This is a genomic window from Streptococcus sanguinis (assembly GCF_050222175.1).
Lineage (GTDB): Bacteria > Bacillota > Bacilli > Lactobacillales > Streptococcaceae > Streptococcus > Streptococcus sanguinis_M.
This window is the reverse complement of sequence record NZ_CP071420.1, coordinates 2,134,624-2,157,388: the sequence shown is the minus strand read 5'-3', so window position 1 is coordinate 2,157,388 and position 22,765 is coordinate 2,134,624. Positions and strand designations below refer to the sequence as shown.

Annotated in this window: 29 protein-coding genes; 26 read left to right on the top strand and 3 right to left on the bottom strand. The window is 45.2% G+C overall.

What is annotated here, in order from left to right; translation table 11 throughout:
* The first annotated feature begins 112 nt into the window (after positions 1–112).
* The 12 genes from folP (at position 113) to J1C91_RS10545 (ending at position 9,031) form a co-directional block, all read left to right on the top strand.
* Positions 113–1,066 (top strand): dihydropteroate synthase, encoded by a 954-nt coding sequence (gene folP / locus J1C91_RS10600; protein ID WP_002910840.1) that lies wholly within the window; start codon positions 113–115, stop codon positions 1,064–1,066.
* A gap of 1 nt (position 1,067) precedes the next feature.
* Positions 1,068–2,462 (top strand): bifunctional folylpolyglutamate synthase/dihydrofolate synthase, encoded by a 1,395-nt coding sequence (locus J1C91_RS10595; RefSeq protein WP_002910838.1) that lies wholly within the window; start codon positions 1,068–1,070, stop codon positions 2,460–2,462.
* Positions 2,443–2,997 (top strand): GTP cyclohydrolase I FolE, encoded by a 555-nt coding sequence (gene folE, locus J1C91_RS10590; protein WP_002910836.1) that lies wholly within the window; start codon positions 2,443–2,445, stop codon positions 2,995–2,997. Before J1C91_RS10595 ends, folE begins: the two co-directional genes overlap by 20 nt.
* Positions 2,998–3,084: 87 nt before the next feature.
* A complete protein-coding gene (gene folK / locus J1C91_RS10585) occupies positions 3,085–3,897 on the top strand; it encodes a 2-amino-4-hydroxy-6-hydroxymethyldihydropteridine diphosphokinase (RefSeq protein ID WP_002910834.1) in 813 nt (270 codons plus the stop codon).
* 94 nt (positions 3,898–3,991) lie between these two features.
* Positions 3,992–4,699 carry an ABC transporter ATP-binding protein gene (locus tag J1C91_RS10580; protein WP_002910831.1) on the top strand — a complete coding sequence of 236 codons (708 nt, stop codon included), beginning with the start codon at positions 3,992–3,994 and terminating at the stop codon, positions 4,697–4,699.
* Position 4,700: 1 nt separating this feature from the next.
* Positions 4,701–5,489 (top strand): lantibiotic ABC transporter permease, encoded by a 789-nt coding sequence (locus J1C91_RS10575; protein ID WP_002910829.1) that lies wholly within the window; start codon positions 4,701–4,703, stop codon positions 5,487–5,489.
* Positions 5,489–6,211, top strand: a complete 723-nt coding sequence (locus J1C91_RS10570; protein WP_002910828.1) for a hypothetical protein — start codon at positions 5,489–5,491, stop codon at positions 6,209–6,211. Before J1C91_RS10575 ends, J1C91_RS10570 begins: the two co-directional genes overlap by 1 nt.
* A gap of 12 nt (positions 6,212–6,223) precedes the next feature.
* Positions 6,224–6,922 (top strand): response regulator transcription factor, encoded by a 699-nt coding sequence (locus J1C91_RS10565; RefSeq protein WP_125438550.1) that lies wholly within the window; start codon positions 6,224–6,226, stop codon positions 6,920–6,922.
* On the top strand, positions 6,889–7,926 hold the full coding sequence (locus tag J1C91_RS10560) for a sensor histidine kinase (RefSeq protein ID WP_125438547.1): 1,038 nt from the start codon (positions 6,889–6,891) through the stop codon (positions 7,924–7,926). Before J1C91_RS10565 ends, J1C91_RS10560 begins: the two co-directional genes overlap by 34 nt.
* 296 nt (positions 7,927–8,222) lie before the next feature.
* Positions 8,223–8,426, top strand: coding sequence for a helix-turn-helix transcriptional regulator (locus J1C91_RS10555; protein ID WP_002896748.1), 204 nt, complete (start codon positions 8,223–8,225; stop codon positions 8,424–8,426).
* Complete coding sequence (locus tag J1C91_RS10550; protein WP_125438544.1) at positions 8,423–8,587, top strand: hypothetical protein; 165 nt, start codon at positions 8,423–8,425, stop codon at positions 8,585–8,587. Before J1C91_RS10555 ends, J1C91_RS10550 begins: the two co-directional genes overlap by 4 nt.
* A gap of 9 nt (positions 8,588–8,596) precedes the next feature.
* Positions 8,597–9,031, top strand: coding sequence for a hypothetical protein (locus J1C91_RS10545; protein ID WP_125438541.1), 435 nt, complete (start codon positions 8,597–8,599; stop codon positions 9,029–9,031).
* A 54-nt stretch (positions 9,032–9,085) separates the two neighbouring features.
* Here J1C91_RS10545 and J1C91_RS10540 read toward each other — a convergent pair whose 3' ends face one another.
* Positions 9,086–10,570, bottom strand: coding sequence for a DUF1846 domain-containing protein (locus J1C91_RS10540; protein ID WP_125438538.1), 1,485 nt, complete (start codon positions 10,568–10,570; stop codon positions 9,086–9,088).
* Between the two features lie 119 nt (positions 10,571–10,689).
* The gene (gene pepA, locus J1C91_RS10535; protein ID WP_002910820.1) at positions 10,690–11,754 is read right to left on the bottom strand and encodes a glutamyl aminopeptidase; all 1,065 of its coding nucleotides are present in this window, start codon (positions 11,752–11,754) and stop codon (positions 10,690–10,692) included.
* A 170-nt stretch (positions 11,755–11,924) separates the two neighbouring features.
* On the opposite strand from pepA, the gene J1C91_RS10530 reads away from it, so the two are divergent.
* The 5 genes from J1C91_RS10530 (at position 11,925) to J1C91_RS10510 (ending at position 14,035) form a co-directional block, all read left to right on the top strand.
* A complete protein-coding gene (locus tag J1C91_RS10530) occupies positions 11,925–12,212 on the top strand; it encodes a DUF4651 domain-containing protein (protein ID WP_002910819.1) in 288 nt (95 codons plus the stop codon).
* Positions 12,209–12,544, top strand: a complete 336-nt coding sequence (locus J1C91_RS10525; protein WP_002910818.1) for a thioredoxin family protein — start codon at positions 12,209–12,211, stop codon at positions 12,542–12,544. The genes J1C91_RS10530 and J1C91_RS10525 overlap by 4 nt, the downstream gene beginning before the upstream one ends.
* A complete protein-coding gene (ytpR, locus tag J1C91_RS10520; protein ID WP_002910817.1) occupies positions 12,541–13,167 on the top strand; it encodes a YtpR family tRNA-binding protein in 627 nt (208 codons plus the stop codon). The genes J1C91_RS10525 and ytpR overlap by 4 nt, the downstream gene beginning before the upstream one ends.
* 84 nt (positions 13,168–13,251) lie before the next feature.
* Positions 13,252–13,683 (top strand): MarR family winged helix-turn-helix transcriptional regulator, encoded by a 432-nt coding sequence (locus J1C91_RS10515; RefSeq protein ID WP_002910816.1) that lies wholly within the window; start codon positions 13,252–13,254, stop codon positions 13,681–13,683.
* Positions 13,676–14,035, top strand: coding sequence for a rhodanese-like domain-containing protein (locus tag J1C91_RS10510; protein WP_002910814.1), 360 nt, complete (start codon positions 13,676–13,678; stop codon positions 14,033–14,035). Before J1C91_RS10515 ends, J1C91_RS10510 begins: the two co-directional genes overlap by 8 nt.
* Positions 14,036–14,124: 89 nt before the next feature.
* On the opposite strand, the gene J1C91_RS10505 is transcribed toward J1C91_RS10510, so the two are convergent.
* Positions 14,125–14,712, bottom strand: coding sequence for a hypothetical protein (locus J1C91_RS10505; protein ID WP_002910813.1), 588 nt, complete (start codon positions 14,710–14,712; stop codon positions 14,125–14,127).
* A 128-nt stretch (positions 14,713–14,840) separates the two neighbouring features.
* Here J1C91_RS10505 and J1C91_RS10500 point away from each other — a divergent pair, with 128 nt between their 5' ends.
* From J1C91_RS10500 to J1C91_RS10460, 9 genes are all read left to right on the top strand, one after another.
* Positions 14,841–15,236 (top strand): single-stranded DNA-binding protein, encoded by a 396-nt coding sequence (locus J1C91_RS10500; protein WP_002896737.1) that lies wholly within the window; start codon positions 14,841–14,843, stop codon positions 15,234–15,236.
* A gap of 280 nt (positions 15,237–15,516) precedes the next feature.
* A complete protein-coding gene (locus tag J1C91_RS10495) occupies positions 15,517–16,503 on the top strand; it encodes a substrate-binding domain-containing protein (RefSeq protein ID WP_002910807.1) in 987 nt (328 codons plus the stop codon).
* Positions 16,503–17,816, top strand: coding sequence for a sensor histidine kinase (locus tag J1C91_RS10490; protein WP_002896734.1), 1,314 nt, complete (start codon positions 16,503–16,505; stop codon positions 17,814–17,816). Before J1C91_RS10495 ends, J1C91_RS10490 begins: the two co-directional genes overlap by 1 nt.
* Positions 17,809–18,492: a response regulator transcription factor gene (locus J1C91_RS10485; protein ID WP_125438535.1), complete on the top strand. Its 684-nt coding sequence runs from the start codon at positions 17,809–17,811 to the stop codon at positions 18,490–18,492. The genes J1C91_RS10490 and J1C91_RS10485 overlap by 8 nt, the downstream gene beginning before the upstream one ends.
* Positions 18,489–19,772: an ABC transporter substrate-binding protein gene (locus J1C91_RS10480; protein ID WP_125438532.1), complete on the top strand. Its 1,284-nt coding sequence runs from the start codon at positions 18,489–18,491 to the stop codon at positions 19,770–19,772. The genes J1C91_RS10485 and J1C91_RS10480 overlap by 4 nt, the downstream gene beginning before the upstream one ends.
* Positions 19,773–19,992: 220 nt before the next feature.
* Positions 19,993–20,430, top strand: coding sequence for a PTS sugar transporter subunit IIA (locus tag J1C91_RS10475; protein WP_002903468.1), 438 nt, complete (start codon positions 19,993–19,995; stop codon positions 20,428–20,430).
* A gap of 43 nt (positions 20,431–20,473) precedes the next feature.
* The gene (locus tag J1C91_RS10470; RefSeq protein ID WP_002896729.1) at positions 20,474–20,968 is read left to right on the top strand and encodes a PTS system mannose/fructose/N-acetylgalactosamine-transporter subunit IIB; all 495 of its coding nucleotides are present in this window, start codon (positions 20,474–20,476) and stop codon (positions 20,966–20,968) included.
* Between the two features lie 27 nt (positions 20,969–20,995).
* Positions 20,996–21,841 carry a PTS mannose/fructose/sorbose/N-acetylgalactosamine transporter subunit IIC gene (locus J1C91_RS10465; RefSeq protein WP_002896728.1) on the top strand — a complete coding sequence of 282 codons (846 nt, stop codon included), beginning with the start codon at positions 20,996–20,998 and terminating at the stop codon, positions 21,839–21,841.
* On the top strand, positions 21,825–22,679 hold the full coding sequence (locus tag J1C91_RS10460) for a PTS system mannose/fructose/sorbose family transporter subunit IID (protein WP_002896727.1): 855 nt from the start codon (positions 21,825–21,827) through the stop codon (positions 22,677–22,679). Before J1C91_RS10465 ends, J1C91_RS10460 begins: the two co-directional genes overlap by 17 nt.
* The last annotated feature ends 86 nt before the right edge of the window (positions 22,680–22,765 follow it).

The window sequence follows — 22,765 nt, the reverse complement described above, 5'->3', positions numbered from 1 at the left end:
TGCAGTTCATAGGACTGGATGCTGCATCTGCTGAGAGCTTTGCGGTACACTAGATGAGTGTGCCTTTTTTGTTGAAGAGCAGAACAGCCGATAGAAATGAGATGAAAGTCAAATGGTGAATCTAAAAGCAATTGCTCCAAATGGCCGAACGGGCCTCTGTGGCATTATCAATGCGACGCCGGATTCCTTTTCAGATGGTGGGCGCTACAATACGGTTGAGACGGCATTGGCTCAGGCTAGAAAGCTGATTTCTGAGGGAGCTCACATGCTGGATATTGGTGGTGAGTCTACTCGGCCAGGCAGTCATTTTGTGGCTATTCAAGAAGAGATAGAACGGGTGGTGCCGGTCATTGAAGCTATTCGTCGGGAAAGTGATATTGTGATTTCTGTGGACACTTGGAAGTCGGAAGTGGCTGCAGCGGCTTTGGCTGCGGGTGCAGATATCATCAACGATATTACCGGTCTTTTGGGTGATGAAAAGATGGCAGAGACGGCTGCGAAATATGGCGCGCCAGTCATTGTCATGTTTAATCCAGTGATGGCTCGTCCTCAACATGCCAGCTCAAAAATTTTCCCAGAATTTGGCTTTGGTTCAGCCTTCACAAAGGAAGAGTTATCTCTTTTTGCAGAGCTGCCGATTGCAGAACTAATGTGGAAGTGTTTTGAGAAATCTTTGAAGGTGGCCGAAAATGCTGGCCTTTCGCGTGATAATATCATGCTGGATCCAGGGATTGGTTTCGGTTTGACCAAGCGGGAGAATCTTCTCATTTTGCAGGAGCTGGATAGTCTCCATCAGGCTAGTTTTCCTATTTTTCTTGGGGTTTCTCGTAAGCGGTTTCTCGTTAGTATCTTAGAAGAAAGTGGCTTTGAGGTCAATCCTGAGACTCAGGAAGGCTTCGAAAACCGTGATACAGCTTCAGCTCATCTGACTAGCCTTGCGGCCAGCAGAGGCATTGAAGTTGTCAGAGTGCACGAAGTGGCTAAGCATCGGATGGCTGCTGCTGTTGGCGATGCTATTCGTCTAGCACAGCAGACAGAAGATCTCAATCTAGGTCAGTATAAGTAAGATGAAAAAACAAGAATTACCTGATTTAAGTTGGCTGGAAGCCTATCGGACAGCCAGTCCCAATTTTGGCTTGGAGCGGATGGAGCGTTTGCTGGAGTTGCGGGGCAATCCGCATTTGCAGCTGCCAGTCATTCATATCGCCGGGACGAATGGCAAGGGTTCAACCATTGCCCATCTGCGCCAACTTTTGGAGGTGCGAGCCCTGCGTGTTGGCACTTTCACCTCTCCCTACCTAGTCAGCTACAATGAGCAGATTGCCATTAATGGCAATGCGATTTCCGACCAAGATCTTCAGCGATTACTGTCTCTTTACCAAGAGCTTTTGGCCCAGTATGCGGCAGACTCTAGCTTGCAGGGGGTGACTGAGTTTGAGATTGTGACTGCTCTGGCTTATGATTATTTTGCTCAGCAGCAGGTGGATGTGGCTATTGTCGAGGTCGGCATGGGTGGGCTTTTGGACAGTACCAATGTCTGCCAGCCCTTGCTGACTGCAATCACGACAGTAGGTCTGGATCATGTGGCCTTGCTGGGTGACAGTCTAGAGGCTATTGCCAAGCAGAAAGCTGGCATTATCAAGCCTGGAGTTCCCCTTGTGACCGGTAGGTTGGAGCCAGAGGCTCTGGCAGTAGTCGAGCAAAAGGCTGCTGAAAAAGATGCTCCGCTCTTTTCTTGGTTTCGAGCTTATCAAGTGGAACATCAAGAGTCAGAGAAAGGGGAGCGCTTTTCCTTTTCGAATGCCTATCGGGCCAAAGACTCGTATCAAACAGCTCTGATGGGACTGCATCAGGCGGACAATGCTGGCCTAGCTCTGCACTTGTGTGACCTATACTGCCAGCTGCAGTCGCTGCCCTTATTGACAAAAGCAGAGGTTGAGAGGGCTTTGCTTGCTGCTATATGGCCAGGGCGTTTGGAAAGAATATCGGATCAGCCGCTCATCCTTTTGGATGGAGCCCATAATCCTCATGCCCTGCGGTCGTTGGCAGCGACATTAGACCAGCATTATCCGACTTATAAGAAGCACATTTTATTTACTTGTATCCAAACTAAGGCCTTGGATGATATGGTGGAGCTGCTGCAAAAGATTCCCAAAGCAGCTATAAGCTTGACAGCCTTTGATGATCCGCGGAGTTTTTCTAAAGAGAGCATGCAAGCCCTAGCTGAGCAGCAAGGTCTCTCTTACAAAGAATGGCCGGATTATTTGGCCGATTATTTAGCAGTAGAGCATGAGTCAGATGAGCTTTTGCTGATTACGGGTTCTCTTTATTTTCTGGCTCAGGTTAGAAAATCAATCCTTGAGAATCGCAAGTTAGACTTTGCTGAGCGTCCTTCTCAGTCAAGTCAATTATCAAAAAATAAAAACGAACATAGGAGTATATATGGACACGAAGAAAATTGAAGCAGCTGTTGCCCAGATTATTGAGGCGGTTGGAGAAGATGGAAACCGCGAAGGCTTGCAGGAGACGCCACAGCGCATTGCTAAAATGTACCAGGAAATCTTTGCTGGGCTGGGTGAGACTGCTGAGGAACATCTGGCTAAGTCTTTTGAGATCATTGACAATAATATGGTAGTGGAGAAGGATATTTTCTTTCATTCCATGTGTGAGCACCACTTCCTGCCATTTTACGGGAAGGTTCACATCGCCTATGTGCCTAATGGTCGAGTAGCAGGCCTGTCCAAGCTGGCCCGAACGGTTGAGGTTTATGCCAAGAAACCGCAGATTCAAGAGCGATTGACCGTAGAGATTGCTGAAGCCTTGATGGACTATCTGGGTGCTCAAGGAGCCTTGGTCTGGGTGGAAGCTGAGCATATGTGTATGAATATGCGCGGAGTCAGAAAGCCTGGCACTGCAACGGTTACTACAGCAGCGCGCGGCGTTTTAGCGACGGACAAGGAACTGAAAAATGAAGCTTACAAACTGATGGGACATTGATTTTATCAGTGGTGGAGCATGTCGGGAAAGGCTAGATAGTTTTATCAAGGATGAAATGCAGAAACTTGAATCAGAAAGGATAAGAGAATGGATCAGCTACGCATTAAGGATTTGGAAGTGTATGCCTATCACGGTCTGTTTGGAGCAGAGAAGGAATTGGGCCAGCGTTTTGTGCTGGATCTGATTTTGGACTATGATATGACTCGGGCTGCTAAAACAGGCGACCTGACAGCTTCTATCCACTATGGAGAATTGGCTCATGATTTGACCCACTGGTGTCAGGAAAGCAAGGAAGATTTGATCGAGACCCTGGCTTACAAGCTGATTGATCGGATTTTTCTGACCCATTCTTTGGTGCAGAAGGTCAGCTTGGAGGTCAAGAAGCCTTGGGCACCAGTTCCGCTGCCTTTAGAGACCTGCTCAGTCAAGCTAGTGCGTCAAAAGCGGAAAGTCTTTATCGCTTTGGGCAGCAATCAAGGCAGCCCAGCTGCTAATCTGGATGCTGCTTTGGAAAAAATGGCAGAGCAAAATATAAGAATTTTGCAGGCATCATGCCGTATTGAGACAGAGCCTTGGGGTGGCGTTGAGCAGGATCCGTTTCTCAATCAAGTTGTTGAAATTGAGACTTGGCTCAATCCTGAGGAGTTAATGCAGACACTCTTGGCCATCGAAGCTGATTTAGGGCGCGTGCGGGAGATTAAATGGGGGCCTCGTGTGATTGATCTGGATATCCTTTACATAGGGCAGGAGGAGCTATACAGTCCAGATTTGATTGTTCCTCATCCTTATGTGGCTGAGCGAGCTTTTGTCTTGCAATCTCTGGTGGAAATCGCTCCACACTTTGTCGACCCCGTGCAGAAAAAAAGCATCCGCCAGCTCTGGGATGCGGTTGAAAAATGAGAAAAGAAACTTGTCGCAAGGCAAGTTTCTTTATTGTCTGAACTTTTTCTGAACTTGCTCCTGTATACTAAAGAAAAATCAAAAGGAGTTCAATATGGAACATATGGTGAAAATAGAAGGAGTCTGCAAAAAGCATGGGAGCAAGCAGATTTTAGAAGATATTTCTTTTACAGCTAGAAGCGGGCGGATTACAGCTTTTTTGGGTCCAAATGGTGCAGGGAAAAGTTCGACCTTGAGGATTCTCTTGGGATTAGATCGGGCGACGTCTGGGACTGCGACTTTTGATGGGCAAACTTATCAGTCAATGACTTATCCGCTCAGAACGGTAGGTGCAGCCTTTGATGGCATTGGCGGTCTGCCAAATCGAAAGGTCTATGACCACTTGAGGATTATTGCGGAGAGTAATGCTATTCCCAAGTCTCGGATCAATGAGGTTTTAGAGATGACTGGAATCGCTCATAAGAGGAAGGACCTCTTGTCAAGCCTGTCTCTGGGGGAAGGTCAACGCTTGGGTTTGGCAGCAGCTTTGCTGGGTGATCCTCAGTTTCTTATATTAGATGAGCCGACTAATGGACTAGATCCAAGTGGGATTAAGTGGTTTAGAAAGTTCATCCGTCAGCAGGCTGATTTAGGGAAAACGGTACTTCTATCTTCTCATATCCTATCAGAGGTGCAAATGGTGACAGATGATGTAGTCTTGATTCATCATGGGCGAATTATTGAGCAGGGACAATTGGAAGAGGTGCTGCAAGATTCAGACAGTCTAGAAGAACTCTTCTTTGATTTGACAGAGGAGGTTTAAGATGAAAGAAACGATGTCCTTATTGCATTCGGAATGGTTGAAAATTTGCTCAACCAAGGCTTTCAAAGTGAGTATGGCCTTCATGCTGCTATTGGTGCCTGCCGTATCCTGGCTGGAGGGTCGACAGTATTTATCTGTCGGCTTGGATGCCACACCTGAGACGGTTCCCGGCTTGGCAGAAGCTATTGACCCGCTGGAATATCTAGGCCTCAATGGTGCCTCTATGGCAGGCATGGTTTTGGTCATTTTAGCTGGAATTTTGGGAGCTATGGAATTTCAGTCTCATAGCTTGAGAACCAGTCTTTTGACCTGTAATAACCGCCTGAAGTTGCTTGTGGGGAAACTCATGACCTTTGCTTGCTTTTCTCTTGCCAGTAGCTTTTTATCAATCTACTGTAGTTATATGGTCATGCATCTTGCTTTAGGAAAGGAAGGGCTTGATCCGATTCTGCTCAATCAGGCAGCTTGGAGTTTGATTTTGTGGAAAACCTTATCTCTAACCCTATTAGGAATCCTTTCATTTTTGTTAGGTTTATTGGCTCGGACCATGCTAGTTCCTCTGCTTTTTCTCGTGCCACAGATCTATAATCTAGGAAACTACCTGGCAGCTCACACGAGTTGGGGAGCTTATCTGCCACAACCAGCAGGAGAGTTGTTTGCTGCAACGCCAACTTCCCAATATGTCAATAATCCCTTGCAAGGGCTGTTGATACTAGGCACATGGTTGCTGGTCATTGGCGGCATGACCTCTCTGCGCTTTTTGAAGACGGATTTAGGAGGGCGATACTGATGATAAAAGCTCTACTTAGAAGCGAATGGATTAAGTTCCGTTCTTACTATCTCGCTCTTGGTGCAGCCTTGGTGGCTCTGGTAGCTGTTCCATTTTTTCTAATGAATCTTGACTACAGTCAGACAGCAGTTGGTCAGATGAAGGCTCTGAGCGAGGTTTTGCACGCCCTCTATCTGGCGCAGCCTGTCATCGTCATCTTTACTTCTCTCTATTTTGCCCAGGAGTTTGTCAAGTCTGGGATGCGAACGAATTTTCTAACCGTATCAAATAGAAAGGCTTGGTTGGCTGGGAAATTCCTGTTTCTGGCCTTGCTGCTCTTGGTCCTCTACAGTGTCATGATAGGCAGCTGTTTCCTTGTTATGCTGGCTCGTTTTGACCTAGACTTTAGCTGGTCCTTACTGGGGAAATTCCTTTATTACAGCTCTTTTGGTCTTCTCAGCAATCTTTTTCTGGCTTTTTTAACTGCCGGCCTCGCTTTGCTCTTTCAATCTTGGGTTGTGCCGGTGTCGGTGCTTTTTCCTCTCTTGATTGGTCTCAGCCGTTTATTGGCAACGTTCATCAAGGAAGCAAAATACCTGCCCGATCTGGCTACGCTAAATCTTTTTGAGTATGAAGGGCTTCAGCATTCAATAGATCTATCAGGGCTGGGAATACAGCTGCTCTGGCTAGCTTTGGTTTGGAGCTCTGCTATATTCTTAACCTTGAAACGAGATGTTCGCTAGAGGTATGCTATAATGGAATTCATGAGACAGTATCGTATTTTGGTGGTTGATGACGACCGGAGCATTTTGAAGCTGGTGAAAAACGTCCTAGAGCTCGACGCTTATGATGTGACGACGCTTGATAGGATAGAAGAGCTAGAGCTGACGCATTTTGTCGGATATGATTTGATTCTGCTGGATGTGATGATGGAGCCTGTTAATGGTTTTGAGCTGTGTTCCTACATTCGTCCTCATCTTTCGTGTCCCATCATCTTTCTGACGGCCAAGGAATTGGAGGCGGACAAGGTGGAGGGGCTCTTTCATGGTGCAGATGACTATATTGTCAAACCTTTTGGGACCAAAGAATTGCTGGCGCGTGTCAGAGCTCATCTTCGGCGGGAGGAGAGGCGGGAGGAGCGATATTCTGAAATTGCTTCTTGTCAATTTTATCCAGAGCGCTATGAAGTTGCCTGTTTTGGTAAAGTCTTGAAATTTTCAGAGCGAGAGTTTAAGTTGCTGCATTTACTAGCTAGCAATCCCAAGCAGACCTTTTCAGCTGAACGCCTGCATACCTTGCTTTACCCAGAAAGTTCAGAAACACAGCTTCGTTCCATCTCAGAATACGTATATCAGATTCGCCAAAAATGCAAACAAGAAGGGCTGCAAGCAATCGCAACAGTGAGAGGAGTAGGCTATAGATGGCAATTAGAACTCGAAATTTTCAAAGCCTAGTCTGGACAACCAGCTTGAAAATCGTCTTTTTCCATGTTTTGATTTTTGTGCTTATAGGTTATGAATTTACGCAAGGAAGTGATCACGTTCTTTTCACCTTGTTCTTTTGGGCAGGGAGCTTGCTGCTGATTACTTTTTATCATATTTTGAAATTGCTTCGAAAAATCGACAGGGAAATAAAAATGCTAAAGAGCGAGAAGCTTTTAGAAGAAAATCAAAGCCAGCTTTTTCGGATCGAGGAAATGCTCGAAGTCTATAGCGATTTGCGGAGCAGCCACCAAGAAAATGCTCGTCTTTTAGAAAGAGAGCTGCAGCATAATCAGGAGTTGATTTTACAGCTATCAGCGACATCGCACGATTTGAAGACGCCCCTAACTGTGATTAAAGGGAACGCTGAGCTCTTGGAATTGGCGCAGTTGGGCCAGCCACAGGCAGACTATGCTGCTGAGATTTTGCAGGCTAGTAACAAAATGGAAGAGTATTGTGGCTCTTTGATTGATTATGCTAAGACCTTTCAGATTGATTCTAATCAGTTCAGTCAGCTTTCCTTAGGGAGCTTTTTGGCTTCTCTACAGGACGACTGGGCACTGTTCAGCAAACAGGACAGCTATCGTTTTTATCTCCAAGAAGATTGTGATCTTAGTCTGATTTTGTCGATTCATTTGGACTATCTCAAACGGGCTTTACTCAATATTTTACTGAATGCGCTTGAACATGCAGACCAGGATCAAAAGGAAGTCAAGCTAACGGTATCAGTGCAGCAGGACCAGTTGGTTTTTGCTATCTGGAACAACGGCCCTTCATTTTCAGAGGAGATGCTACTGGGAGCGGAACAGCTCTTTTACCAGAGTGACCAAAGTCGCAACTCAGCCAATCCCCATCATGGCATTGGCTTAGCCTTTTCTAAGCAGGTAGCTCTCTTGCACGGTGGTCGTCTGACACTGCTCAATCCAGACCAAGGAGGAGCCTGTGTTGAGTTGAATGTAGCTTTAAAAGGCAAATAACCAAGGAAATCAATAAAGATGATAAAAGAGAGTGGGACAGAAATCGGTAATTCGTTAGAATTCGATTTCGTCGTCCCACCTCCGCACAGTTGAGTAGGGCTGTAAAAGCTGATGAAATCAGCGTAGTAGAGCCCACTCAACCACTGCGTCTTGCTCGACAATCCAAAGACAATTGAGAGGCTAGGACTTTTGTCCCAGCCTCTTTTTTGTCGCTTTCTTCTTGACAAATAATGTAAAGGAGACTATACTATGTTTGAAAAGTAAAGTTTGTTTTACATTGTGGAAAGGAGGTAGCCTTGGAAAATCGAATTCAAGAATTGCGAAAAAGAAAAAAGCTCAGCCAGGAGGAGCTGGCTGAGAAGCTAGAAGTCACGAGACAAACGATTATTTCTTTGGAAAAAGGTCGCTACAATGCCTCGCTGCTTTTGGCTCATAAAATTGCGTCCTTTTTCAATTTAAGGATTGAAGAAGTGTTTCTCTTTGAGGAGGATGAATCATGAAATGGACTTATTTGTGTAAATGGATATTGGCTATTTTGGTGGTGGTTGGCTTATTTTATCTCCATTTGCAAGCCAATTTTATACCTAAGGAAATCCTGCCTTTTGTGGGAATTATTCTAATTGTAGTGATGTTGAAAATTTTTCAAGCGTATGAAAAATAGGAGGCTGACATGGAAACATTAACTAAACAAGAATTTAGGAAAAAACTTCAAAGGAAAGTTATCGTGGGGCGAATTTTAACTTTTATCATCTTGGTAGGATTGGCCTGGAGCCACTTTCATTCTCTGGATGATCAGCAGGAAGGAGTCATGGTCGGCATACTGCTGGGGCTTTCTTTGATGACCATTCGGTATAATCTGGCCCTAAGACGGGAGGAAAATTTTGAGAAGCTCTACATTCAGGTGACTGATGAGCGCAATCGCATGATTGACGAAAAGACTCGTACTTTGCTTTTTAATATCCTTTTGTTGCTGGCAGCCTGTTTGAGTGTTTTGTCCATGGTTCTCCCAATCATCTTAAGTCTCAATCAGTTTCTGACCTTGACCATTATTCTGGTTTTGGGACTTTACTATCTCTTGCGCTTTCTCCTGTCTAAGCGTTATTAACAAAAAAAGCTGGCGGCGCCAGCTTTATCAACAAGCTTTTAACAGAGCTTGTTTTTATTTTCTATAGAGTCGATCATACTGGTAAACAGGGTCCATGGTAACGTGGATGCCTAACTTACGCAGGACGTTTTTGTCTTCATCTGTCAGAGTGACAGTGGAGTGAGCCTCGCTGCCCTTGAGATTGCCGAGTTGTTGCATGGCATTTGCTGCATCTTGATTTTCCATGGCTGTGATTGCCAGAGCCATCAAGATTTCATTGGAGTGAAGACGAGGATTGCGACTGCCCAAATGATTGATTTTCAGGCCTTGGATTGGCTTGACATACTCAGGCTCGATCAGCTTGGTCTCTTTGGCAATATTGGCTAATTTCTTAATGGCATTAATCAACACAGCAGCAGTAGGTCCAAAGAGCTCAGAGGTCTTGCCGGTTACGATTTCACCGTTTGGCAATTCCAAGGCCAGAGCTGGCTCACCAGTGCTTTCAGCCTTGGCACGCGCAGCAACTGTTACCTTACGGTCCAGCGGTGTGATGCCCAAGTCGTTCATCAAGAGTTCGATTTTCTTGACAGCAGATTCAGAAACGCGCTCTGCCTTGAAGTCCAGAATAGTCTGGTAGTAGCGACGGATGATTTCCTGTTGAGATGCCTCGATAGCTGCATCATTGTCTACAATGGCAAAGCCGACCATGTTGACGCCCATATCCGTTGGAGAAGCATAGGGTGATTTTCCAAGGATGCGCTCTAGCATACGCTTGAGGACTGGGAAAATTTCAATATCACGATTGTAGTTGACTGTGGTTTTTCCGTAGGTTTGCAGGTGGAAAGGATCAATCATGTTGACATCGTCCAGGTCTGCTGTCGCTGCCTCATAAGCTAAATTGACTGGATGGTGCAGGGGCAGATTCCAAACGGGGAAAGTTTCAAACTTGGCGTAGCCAGATTTGATGCCATTGATTTGGTCGTGGTACATATTGGATAGGCAAGTAGCTAATTTACCAGAACCAGGACCAGGTGCGGTCACTACGACTAGATTACGGCTGGTTTTGATGTAGTCGTTTTTCCCCATACCTTCAGGAGAGATGATATGGTCCATGTCAGTCGGATAGCCCTTAATCGGGTAGTGGATGTAGGAGGCGATACCATTCTTTTCCAGCTGGCTGCGGAAGAGATCAGCTGCCGGCTGACCGGAATACTGGGTGATGACCACTGAGCCTACATAAATATCCAGCTCGTTAAAGGTATCGATTAGTCGCAGAACTTCCTGGTCATATGAAATGCCCAAATCCCCACGCGCCTTAGAATGCTCAATGTTGTTGGCATTGATAGCAATGACAATCTCTACTTGGTCTTTGAGCTCTTTAAGCAGTCTGATTTTATTGTCCGGCTCATAGCCTGGCAGGACACGGGCGGCATGGAAGTCTTCCAGCATTTTACCGCCGAATTCCATGTAAAGTTTGCCCTCAAATTGATTAATGCGCTCCAAGATATGGTCGCGCTGCAGGTTTAAGTATTTGTCAGAATCAAAAGCAATTTTTTTCATGTATATTTTCACCTCTGCTAAGCATTATAACAAAATTTTCTTCAAATTGGAAAGTTGAAAGGGAAAGTATTAGACAAAAGAGATAGCAGCCCGAATGAAGAACGGGCTGCCTTTTAAAATTAGTAGTTGGTAATCGTGTCCACCGTTGAGCGATCCAGCTTTTTGACCAGAGCTTGCAGGAAAGCTTGTGCTTGTAGGAAATCGTCCATGGCATAGAGAGTTTGGTGAGAATGAATGTAGCGGGCGCAGACACCAATGGTAGTAGATGGTACGCCGCCGCTTTGGAGATGGGCAGCACCAGCATCCGTTCCGCCCTTGCCGCAGTAGTATTGATACTTGATACCTGCTTCCTCAGCAGTTGTCAAGAGGAAGTCTTTCATAGCTGGCAGCATGAGATGACCAGGGTCGAAGAAGCGAATCAAGGTTCCGTCGCCGATGGCACCTTGACCGCCATAGATGTCGCCTGCTGGGGAGCAGTCCACAGCCAGAAAGACCTCAGGGGCAAATTTTGTTGTTGAAGCATGGGCACCACGCAGGCCCACCTCTTCTTGAACATTGGCGCCGACATAGAGTTGGTTGCCTAGTGGTTGACCAGACAAGGCTTGAGTCAATTCGCTGACCATAAGGACACCGTAGCGATTGTCCCAGGCTTTGGAGATGATATTTTTCCCGTTAGCTGTGAGAATGGCAGAGCTGTCTGGCACAATCGTGTCTCCTGGACGGATGCCGTAGCTTTCAGCTTCCGCCTTATCCGCAAAGCCACCGTCAAAGACAATATCTGCAATCTGTGGCATAACTGGTCCGCCAGATCCGCGCGTCAGATGAGGAGGGACAGAGCCTGAGATAAGAGGGATTTCCCGACCTTCACGGGTAAAGAGTTTGAAGCGTTGGCTGCTAACGACCAGAGGGTTCCAGCCGCCGATTTCCACCACACGGAAAGTTCCGTCAGCTTTGATCTCGCTGACCATAAAGCCAACCTCGTCCATGTGAGCCGCTACCAATACACGGGGAGCATTTTCAGCTTCTGCATGGCGTACCCCAAAGATACCGCCCAGGCCGTCGGTGACAACCTCATCGACATGGGGAGTGATTTTTTCCCGCAGGTAGCTGCGAACAGGTGCCTCATGACCTGAAATAGCAGAAAGCTCTGTTACTTCCTTGATTTTTGAAAATAATGTTGTCATAAACTTACCTTCTTTCTGCCCCCTATTTTATCACTTTTTACGGTAAATGAGTAGGGAAATCTTATAGCTTGTATGAATCAAGAGGACTGCCCATTCAAGAATCCAGCTTCTCCCAGGAAAATCTGAAATATTGTTTGTCGCCTCTGCTCTTTTGTGTTAAAATATTCTACATGAAAGCTAAAAAAATCATTTTAACCACAACCGCCCTTTTGGGGGCTGGAGCGCTGGCTCTTGGAGCAGCCAAAGTCGTACAGGAGCAGAAACGACTGCGTAATCGGGAGGAAATCGTCGAGCTTGTGCGAGATTTCTTTTCCAGTCAGGGTATTATTTCCTGCCTTTATGTCAAGCTCTACGAGTCCACAGATGACCGCTTGGTTGGCGGTCTGGTCTTAGAGGACGACCGTCATTTTTCCTTTGTCTATGAAAATGGTCAGCTAAGCTACAAGGAAGAAGCATGATTTTTCCTGTAAATATAGAGGAATTGGCTTCTTATGTCAATGATGGGGAGAAGACTGTCTTCTTTTTCACGGCTGACTGGTGCGGAGATTGCCGATTTATCAAACCTTTTCTGCCAGAGATAGAAGCGGGAAATCCTGACTATCGCTTTATCCAAGTGGACCGTGATGCCTATTTGGATCTGGCCAAAGAGTGGGACATTTACGGGATTCCCAGTTTAGTAGTGCTGGAAAAGGGACAGGAGATTGGCCGTCTGGTCAATCGTGACCGCAAGACCAAGGGCCAAATCAATGAATTTTTAGCTAGTATAAGAGAAAAAGGGAGCGTAAAATGATTTTTACCTATAATAAAGAATATGTCGGCGACGTGTTGATGATTATTGCTGCGGACAATCAAGGAGCTAAACTGGCAGCTGAGTGCAAAGGACGGGTAGCGCGTGTTTACCGCGAAGATAATGGCCAGACAGTAGCTTGGAATATTTTTGAGCAGTCAGACCTTTTTGAAATTGCAGAGCGAGGACAGGTCTTTCTGACAGATGAGCAAGTGGCCGTTCTCAATCAGGAGTTGAGCAAGGAAGGCTTCCCAGCGGACTTGGTTAATGACAGCCAGCCGAAGTTTGTGGTTGGAGAAATTGTTGATATGGTAGCTCATCCAGATAGTGACCACCTGAATATCTGCCAAGTGCAGATAGCTGCTGATAAGACCGTTCAAATCGTGGCCGGTGCTCCTAATGCCAAAGTCGGCCTCAAAACGATTGTGGCTCTGCCAGGTGCTATGATGCCGAAAGGGAATTTGATTTTTCCGGGAGAACTTCGAGGCGAAAAGAGTTTTGGTATGATGTGCAGCCCACGGGAACTTCAGCTGCCTAATGCGCCTCAAAAACGCGGCATCATTGAATTAGCTGATAGCGAACTAGTTGGAACCGCCTTTGACCCATCCAAGCATTGGCAGGGATAAATAAGAATCTGCAAAATTGCAGGTTCTTTTTTTGACAAAAGAATATTTTTGTTATATAATCAGATAAACTGATTATCAGAAAGGGTGATTAATATAGATGTAAATAAATCGTTGGGTTTTCAATTAAGCAAAATAGCTCAGGAAATGGATTGGCGTTTCTCAGAATTGTTGAAAGAATATCAAATAAATTCAAGAGATTATGGGATACTGTTGGCCATATCTAACAAGGAAGATCTAACGCAAATAAATGTTGGCGATTTGCTTAAAATTGATAGAACAACTATTGGACAATTAATTGATTGCTTGGAAATGAAAGAACTAATTTTTCGGAAGCGGAATCCACAGGATCGCCGGCAAAACATCGTGTTGCTAACAGATAGCGGTAGAGAACTTGTAGAAACAATGTGGCTAAAAATGCTAGAAGTCGAGAAAGAAGTGCTGAATGACTTATCAGGTATTCAAGAGAAGGTTATCTTAGATATTGCTCAATTTATAAAGGAGAAGAACAATGGATAAATTAGAATTTTTAAAACTGCAAACAGAGTTGACTATTAGTCCGATGGACTATTTGGCACAAGCTAAATCAGGAACAGAGTTCATGTTAATTGATGTGCGAAATGCCCCTCCGCATTTGAAGAAAGAAAAAATTCAAGGAGCGATAGAAATTCCTCTGAATAACTTAGCTTCCTGTTTAGAGGAGTTGCCTAAGGATAAGGAAATTGTTGTTTATTGTTGGGATGTTTGGTGCAATATGGCTAAAAAAGCTTCCATTATCTTGTTGGAAAATCATTTCAAAGTAAGAGAATTATCTGGTGGTATAGCCGCTTGGAAAACTTTAGGTTTATCTACAGAAGATTTGCATAATTAACAATAGCAGTGAAGCAAATGAGCTTAATTTCTCATTTGCTTCACTGCTGTAATGATTGTAAGTATTTTAAAATTTTTCCTCACATTGTCTCAAAAGAAGACGCTGTCGCTATTACTTTGCGAGTCGGTTGTTGATTGAGGAGTGGCTGTGGGACTCTGACTTGGACTGCTGTATTTGTATTGGTAGATGAGGCTATTTAGACCTTGGTCTTCCAATAATTTGAGGCGTTTTCTCTTGAAAACAATACCGATGAGTTGGCTGTCAGGATAGGCATAAATCTTATGACGGGGATGGTTAAAGGCTGCAAAGTCATGGAAACCGTCTTCCATCCAAAGACTAATCTCGGATTCTTCACTGTCTCGGCTGTAGCGAGCATGACTAATCTGCTGCATAGGAATGCAGTAGGTGGCAGCTGATAAGAGTCCGCTATAATGGTAGGTCACATATTCGTGGTCAAAGGAGAGGATAGTCGCATGAATGGTTAGTCTGCGAATAGCAAAGATAAGGAGCAATAAGAAGAAAGCAGCAACTAGCAGACTAAGGACAAAGAAACTAGTGTCTTTGTAGGGGTTGGAGCTGGTCAGGTAGTCTACGGCAGCCAAGGCGGAAAAAACTCCGAACCACAGAGAAATCAGGAGAAAAAGAATATTTTTCACAGGGGAATGTTTAATGGTCATCGGAGCCTCCGTTGCACAAGTCTAGTAGGAAAGGGGCAGAAGCTGCAACTTTCCTTTTTATCTATACTATACCACATTTTTTTCACTTTTTGCCTCCTTTTACGAATGATAAGTTAGGAGGATATAAAATGTATAATAAAGTAATTGTAATCGGCCGGCTGACGGCTACGCCTGAACTGCACAAGACTGCGAATGAAAAATCTGTGGCCCGCGCAACAGTCGCAGTTAATCGCCGTTATAAATCTCAGAGCGGTGAGCGTGAGGCGGATTTTGTAAATGTGGTTGTCTGGGGGCGTCTAGCTGAGACTTTAGCCAGCTATGCAAGTAAGGGCAGTTTGATTTCTCTGGATGGTGAGCTACGGACTCGTCGCTATGAGAAGGAGGGGGCGACTCATTATGTGACAGAGGTGCTCTGTCATAGCTTTCAGCTCTTGGAAAGTCGGGCCCAGCGCGCTCTGCGTGAAAATAATAGCGGAGCTGATTTAGCAGATTTGGTGTTGGAAGAAGAGGAACTTCCCTTTTAAGCAAGAAGCAAAGACTGGGAAATGACCTTGCTCTAAAAAATCATCATTCAGTTTTGTAGGATGCAAGATCTGTTTGACTGAAAGTCTCTTTCTATCAAGCTTTTAAAAGTTTAATTATGATTGTCGAGGTGGGACCAAGAATCAAAAATCATGGATTTTTTAGATTCTGTCTCGCCTCTTTTATTATAGCCATTTCTGGAAAGATTTTGCTTTTTGGTGGCTTTGTAATATAATAATCCTATATGTTTCATAAAGGCGCTTACGGCATAGGGGGTGAAAAATGGTATCAACTAAGGTCAAAAAACGGATACAGCATTATCAGAAGAAGGCTCTCTGGCCGCTTTTCATTCTGCTTATCTTGGGTTTGCTTTTTGTTTATTTCAAGGGCGTTTTGCCAGATGAGAAGCAGGTCAAGATTGGGGTGACTTACATGACCATGAACAATGACTTTTACAAGACCTTAAATGCGGAGCTGGAGAAGAAAACCAACCAGCAGGGCAGCAGGCTCTACGTTCGGGATCCTGAGCTGGATGAGGGCAAGCAGAGCCAGCAGATTGACTTTTTTGTCCGAGAAAAGGTTGATGTCATTGTCATCAATCCGGTAAAAAGCAATAGTCCAAGTATTATTTCCTCTCTTCAAAAGGCCAAGAAAGCTGGTATTAAAATCATCGTAGTGGATGCGCCTATCAGTCAGGATGTAAAAGTGGATACGACCATTGTGTCTGATAACTACCAAGCAGGCGTCCTGATTGCCCAGGACATGATGAAGCGTCTGCCTTCTGCCAATATTCTCCTTCTAGAGCACCGCAATGCCGTCTCGGCCATGGACCGGATTCAGGGATTTATTGATACGATTGAAAAACAGCCTAGCTACAAGATTATTTCCCAGAAAGAAACACTAGGCCAGACTGAGGAAACCATGCCACAGGTCAAAGGGGCTCTGGATGAAGGTTTAGACTTTAATGTGGTCATGGCGCTCAATGATCGAGCAGCCATCGGGGCCTTGGCTGCTATTAAAAATCAAGGTCTTGATAAGAAAATCTCAATCTATGGCGTGGATGGTTCACCAGATATCAAAAACTTTCTGGCTACAACTAGCGACATAGAGGGAACCGTGGCCCAATCTCCTATTCAGATGGGACGCAAGGTGGCGCAGGTAATTGAGCTGATGCAAGAGGGGAAACCCTACGACAGCCAATACCTGATTCCCGTTCACTTAGTCAACAGAGATAATATCAGCCAATACACAGTTACAGGGTGGCAATAATGAGACCTCAAAAAAGTATATTTTACAGCAAAATAGCCCTGATGGTCATCAATCTGGTTGCCATTGTCTATAATGCGTCTATCTATCTCTTTGCGACCAACTATGTAGCGGCTAAGGGTTTCAGTCACTCGCTTTTGGAGCGTTTGGATGCCATTCCGGGCTCTCCCAGCTTGATTTTCTGGGTATCAATTAGCCTCTATGGCAGTCTGCTTTTGGTCATGTACTACCGGGAGCGCCACCCCAATCAGCTGTCCGTCTATGACAAGGCGACTATTATTGAAATCCTGCTCATGCTGGTCATCTTTTCCGTCTTGCACTCGTCCTACAATGGCTTGATCCTCTTGGTGTTTGCGGATATTTTCTATGGCTCTAAGGAGTTCAATTCTTCCAAGGACAAGAAGTACTGGTTTTCTTTCATTATTTTGAGCTTTGGCATGCTGCTCTTGTCCAACTATGACCTCATGTCGCTCTTTATCAAGCTGCCTTCTCTAGATACCTATATTCGGTTTTACCCAGAGTCCGTTCGGCTGTTACTGCTTTTTGGTAAGAACTTTCTCTACTCTCTCAATATCGTTGTCTTTATGATTTCCTTGCTCTTCTATATCTTGTCGGCTATTACAGAGCGTCATCGGATTGAGGAAGAGCTGCGCATGGCTTCTCAGGCTAATCGCGAGTTGAACTCTTATCTGGCTTTGTCTGAGAAAATAGCAGAAGATCGAGAGCGGAAGCGGATTGCCAGAGAAATTCATGATACATTGGGCCATGCCCTGACGGGAATTTCAGCGGGTATTGATGCGGTCAAGGTCTTGGTTGATATTGATACCAATCGGGCTAAGGAGCAGCTCAATAATGTCTCAGTCGTCGTTCGAGACGGTATCCGTGATGTCCGAGGCTCGCTCAATAAAATGCGGCCGGGAGCTCTGGAAAATAACACTTTGAAGGAAGCTCTGATTAAGATTATCCGTGAGTATGAAGCCATCTCCAATTTGGAGATTCATCTCCGTTACGAATGGGATAATATTGACTTGGATATCGCCAAGGAAGACATTGTCTTCCGGGTGATTCAGGAGTCTATTACCAACTCTGTTCGCCATGGGCATGCCAAGACTATCTGGATTGAGCTGTTGGAGGAAGAGTCCTATGTAATGACCATTCAGGATGATGGTGTTGGCTTTGATGAACTCCACTATGGCTATGGCCTCAAGCAGATGCAGGAGCGCCTAATGATTATTGGTGGAAGCGTCCGCTTTGAAAATCGGGACGGTTTCTACACGCATATCGAAATCCCAAAAATAGGAGGAAGACATGATTAAGGTTTTAATAGCAGACGATCAGGCCTTGATTCGCGAGTCTCTGCAAATCATCTTGTCAGCCCACGCTGATATTGAGGTTGTCGGGACAGTTGGAGACGGCAAGGAAGTGCTGGAAAAGCTTCATTGGGTACGCCCAGATGTGATTCTGATGGATATTCGCATGCCAGTCATGGACGGTGTTCTCTGTACCAAGGCTGTCAAGGAGAAATATCCAGATGTTAAGATTATCATTCTGACGACCTTTGATGACGATGAATTTATCTTCTCCGCTCTCAAATACGGTGCATCTGGTTATATTCTTAAAGGGGTTTCGACAGAAGAGCTTCACGAAGCCATTCAGACAGTCTATCGAGGCGGAGCTATGATCAATCCCAATATTGCCACCAAGGTCTTCAAAATCTTTTCACAGATGGCCCAGTCCAATTTTGCTATCACGGTGACGGAGGAAAATATAGAGGACATGAGCCGGACGGAGTGGAAGATTATCCAGCAGATTGGCTTTGGGATTTCTAATAAAGAAATTGCAGCCAAGCTCTTTCTGTCAGAAGGGACAGTCCGAAATTACCTGTCAGGCATCCTAGCCAAGCTAAACTTGCGCGACAGAACCCAGCTGGCTATCTGGGCTGTGCAGACCGGAGTCACTCAGAGAGATTTTAGTAAGGAAAGCGACAAATGAAGTGGAGACTAAGACATTTGGCCCTGCTGGTTGTCCTGATCATATCTGTTGCTCTGGCTTTTGTCTTTTGGGCTTCAGCTCAGGAAAAAGTCCTGCGTATCGGGGTCTATGCTGGCTCTAGCTGGGATGTGCCTAACAGCCGCGAAAACAAGGTCTTGGACAGCCTGATTAAAAAATTTGAAAAGACGCATCCTCATGTCAAGGTTGTTTATGAAAGCGGTATTCCTAAGGATGATTATGCTGACTGGCTGGCAGAGCAAGTCTTGAAAGGTGAGCAGCCGGATCTCTTTATGGTACCGGAAAACGACTTTAGCATGTTGGCTTCGACTGGCGCGCTTAAATCCTTGGATACCCTCCTAACGGATGATGAACGAAAGGCTTTTTATCCGGTGGCTTATGAATCTGGGCAATATCAGGGAGTCAGCTATGCTCTCCCAGTTGAGAGCAATCCCATCATGATGTGTGTCAATAAAGACCTGCTTGAAAAAGAAGGAATCAGCATTCCTGAGTCAGGCTGGACCCTGGCGGATTTCTATGAGATTTGCAAGAAAGTAACCAAGGATACCAATGGCGATGGTGTGGTGGATCAGTACGGTATTACGGATTACACTTGGCAGCAGGCTCTGGTAGCTTACGGCGGCCATCTTACCGATAAATCCGGTATCAATGTAGACAGCTCAGAGATGCACCAAGCCTTGGCCTTTATGAGCAAGCTAGACATGCTCAGCCAGCATTATAAGGTGACTTCTAATGATTTTGATGAAGGGCGGGTAGCCTTCTATCCTATGAGTCTGGCCCAGTATCGGACCTACAAGCCTTACCCTTACCATGTTGCCAAGTATTCTAGCTTTTCTTGGACCTGTATCCCCATGCCGACAGCCAATAGCCAAGTGATGGGAACACAGGTTAAGACCTCGCTCTTTGCCATGTCTTCCAATACCAAGCAAGAGAAGCTGGCTTGGGAATTTATGCTCTTACTGTCACAGGATAAAGAAAGCCAGCAGGCCTTATTTGAAAAATCGCAGGGGACCTCAGTTTTAGCATCTGTGGTGAAAAGTAAACAGGCTAGAGAAATCTTACAGGCTGATGATTTTGGTTTGGATTCCTTGACTTCTGAGAGGCTAGACCACATGATGAATCGCTCCATCATTGACATTAGTCTGGAAGTAGACCGTCATACAATGGATCGGATGGACTATCTGATTCAAAATGCTATGCAGAATCAAGAGATTGACAGTGCCTTGCCGAGCATTCAAAGAGAAATAGAAAGCGGAAAATAATCTGCTTTCTTTTTTATTGCCAATTAAGTCAGAAAAAAGCAGAGCTGACTAGACCAATATGACAATTGTCATATTTTTCCTAACAAATGTCATCTGGGCAAAATGACATTTGACAATATGAAACCGATTACAAATCTTGTACAATAAAATCATCAATAAATCCTTCGTCATCTAAAGCCTGACTTGGCTAAGAAGTTGAAGGATAAAGGAGGCAGTAAAGATGAAATACCTTGTACTGGTCAGCCATGGGGGACTGGCTGCAGGCGTGCAGAGTTCCTTGAAGATGTTTGCCGGAGATAAGACGGATCAGGTGATTGCGGTCGGTCTTCAGGAAGGCGAGTCAGTTGATGATTTTGCAGTTGATTTTACTCAGGCCTTGGCTGGCTTAAGCGCTGATGACAGTGTCTTAGTGCTGGCCGATATTGTAGGAGGCAGTCCTCTGACGACAGCAGCTAGCGTCTTAGCTGACATGGGTAAGCTCGACTCAGCAGTTATCTTGGGCGGTTTGAACCTGACTATGGGACTGACTGGCTTGGTTATGAAAGACATCTTAGACGGAAAAGAGCTGGCTCAGGCTATCCTTTCCGAGGCCACAGCTGCTTTGCAGGAATTTGAAGTCGTAAGCGATGTAGCTGACGAAGATGAAGACGACATTTAGTGCTTCCGCTATACATTATAAAAGATAAAAGGAGATTTTAAAGATGACAGTATCATTTGTACGGATTGACGACCGCATGATCCACGGTCAAACAGTCACTCGCTGGGCTAAGGAATACCCTTGTGATGGCTTGATTGCAGTTAATAATGCTGCGGCAGGAAACAAGGTTTTGATTCAGGCCTACAAGGGAGCTTCTGACAAGAAGACTTTTGTTTGGACCAAGGAAGCCTTCAAGGAAAAATCAGGCAAGGTCACCGAGTCAGACAGCCGCTATTTCCTCATTACAAAAAATCCTGTGGACATGAAGGAAATATTAGTGGACCAAGGTTTTGTACCTGGGGATGTTAAGGAAATCATCGTCGGTCCTGCTAATGACCGTCCGGGAGCTGTTAAGCTGGGCAACAACCAGTCCATCACTCAGGAAGAGGCAGAAGCGATTGAGGCGATTGAAAAAGCAGGCTACAAAGTCAAATTCCAGCTCTTACCAGATGTTTCCATTGGTTACTGGAGCGATTTCAAGTCTAAATTTGGTTTTTAATTACAATAATGAAAAGGAGAGTCTATTATGACAATTTCTTGGCTGCAAGCCGCTTTACTGGGTCTTTTTGCTAGTTTAGCTTCTATGCCTGGTATGGGTGGTTCTAGTATTGGTAACTACACTCTGGGACGTCCTCTGGTCGGAGGTTTGATTAGCGGGTTGATTCTTGGAGATTTAAAAACAGGGATTATGGTTGGGGTAGCCCTTCAGGTCCTCTATATCGCTCTGGTAACACCAGGTGGTACAGTTTCCGCTGACGTGCGGGCGATCTCTTACATTGGGATTCCTCTCGCAATCTTGTTTGTTCACTCTAAAGGCATCACCTCTGAATCTGCTATCGCTGCAGCAGCTGCACCAATCGGAGCAGCAGTTGGTACTATCGGTACAGTTCTCTTCTATGGAACAGCTACTACAAACTTGCTTTGGCAGCACATTGGCTGGAAAGCTGTTGAAAAAGGCGAATTCAAAAAGCTTTACGCTGTTGACTGGGTCTATCCTTGGATTTCCCACTTTGTCTTCTCTTTCCTTCCAACCATGATCATCACGAAGTTTGGTCCGAATATGGTTGAACTGATGAAAACCCATCTGCCAATGGATGGCTTCATCATGAAATCCCTCTTTACAGTCGGAGCTCTTCTCCCATGTGTCGGTATTGCCATTCTTTTGAAACAAATCGTTACCAAGGCTGCTGACTTTATCCCATTCTTTGTGGGCTTCACCTTGGCTAAGTCACTTGGTCTTAATTTGGTTGCCAGTGCAGTTGTTTCATTGATTTTTGCAGTAATTTACTATGAATTGGAAGTAATCAAATCAGCTCGAGTAACCGCACCGGCTGGTGGAGCTGACTTTGATGACGATGAGGAGGATATCTAAGATGGCTGAAAGAAAGAAAATAACTAAAAAGACTTTAGCGAAATCATTCCACCATTGGTACTATGGTCATTTGACTTGCTTCTCTCAAGAGCACATGCAGACTTTCGGCTACTTGACCTCTATGCTGCCAATCGTGGAAGAACTCTACAAAGACAAAGCAGAGCAGAAAGAAGCTATGCAGACCTATACGGCTTTCTTCAACACAGAACCTCAGCTCGGAGCTTTGGTAGTGGGGATTACAGCTGGTTTGGAAGAAGCGCGTGCCAATGGTGACGCTGTTGATGGCGAAACTATCAATGGTATGCGTGCCGGTCTCATGGGACCTATCGCGGGTATCGGTGACTCTTTGGTGGTTGGAACTTTGATTCCAGTTCTGCTGGGGATTGCCCTTGGCCTCTCGAAAGGTGGAAATCCTATCGGCGCTCTCTTCTACATTCTTGTCTGGAATGTTCTCATCTATGGAGGTATGCGCTTTGCCTACTTCAAAGGCTATGAATTAGGGGACAAGGCGGTTGAATTCCTTGTAGGACCTAAAGGACAGGCGCTTCGTAAGGCAATCAGTGTCATTGGTGGTATGGTTATCGGGGCAGTTGCTGCAACTTGGGTATCTGTAACGACTTCATTAGAGCTGAAAAATGCTGATGGCGAAGCTTTCCTGAAGTTGCAAGAAAAGATTGATGGTGTTTATCCAGGTCTCTTAACAGCTGGCTTTATCACCCTTTGTTGGTGGCTGATGGCCAAGAAAAAAGTATCACCAAACCTCGTTATGCTCCTCTTGGTTGTCATTGCTTTGATTGGTGTAGCGCTTGGCATCTTTGACCCTCAACTTAAATACTAATTCTCGCTCAATTTTAGGCTGGCAGTAAGTCCGATTTGCAGCTAGTCTAATACAAATTTGTTTGAGCAGAGTAAAAGAAAGAACGG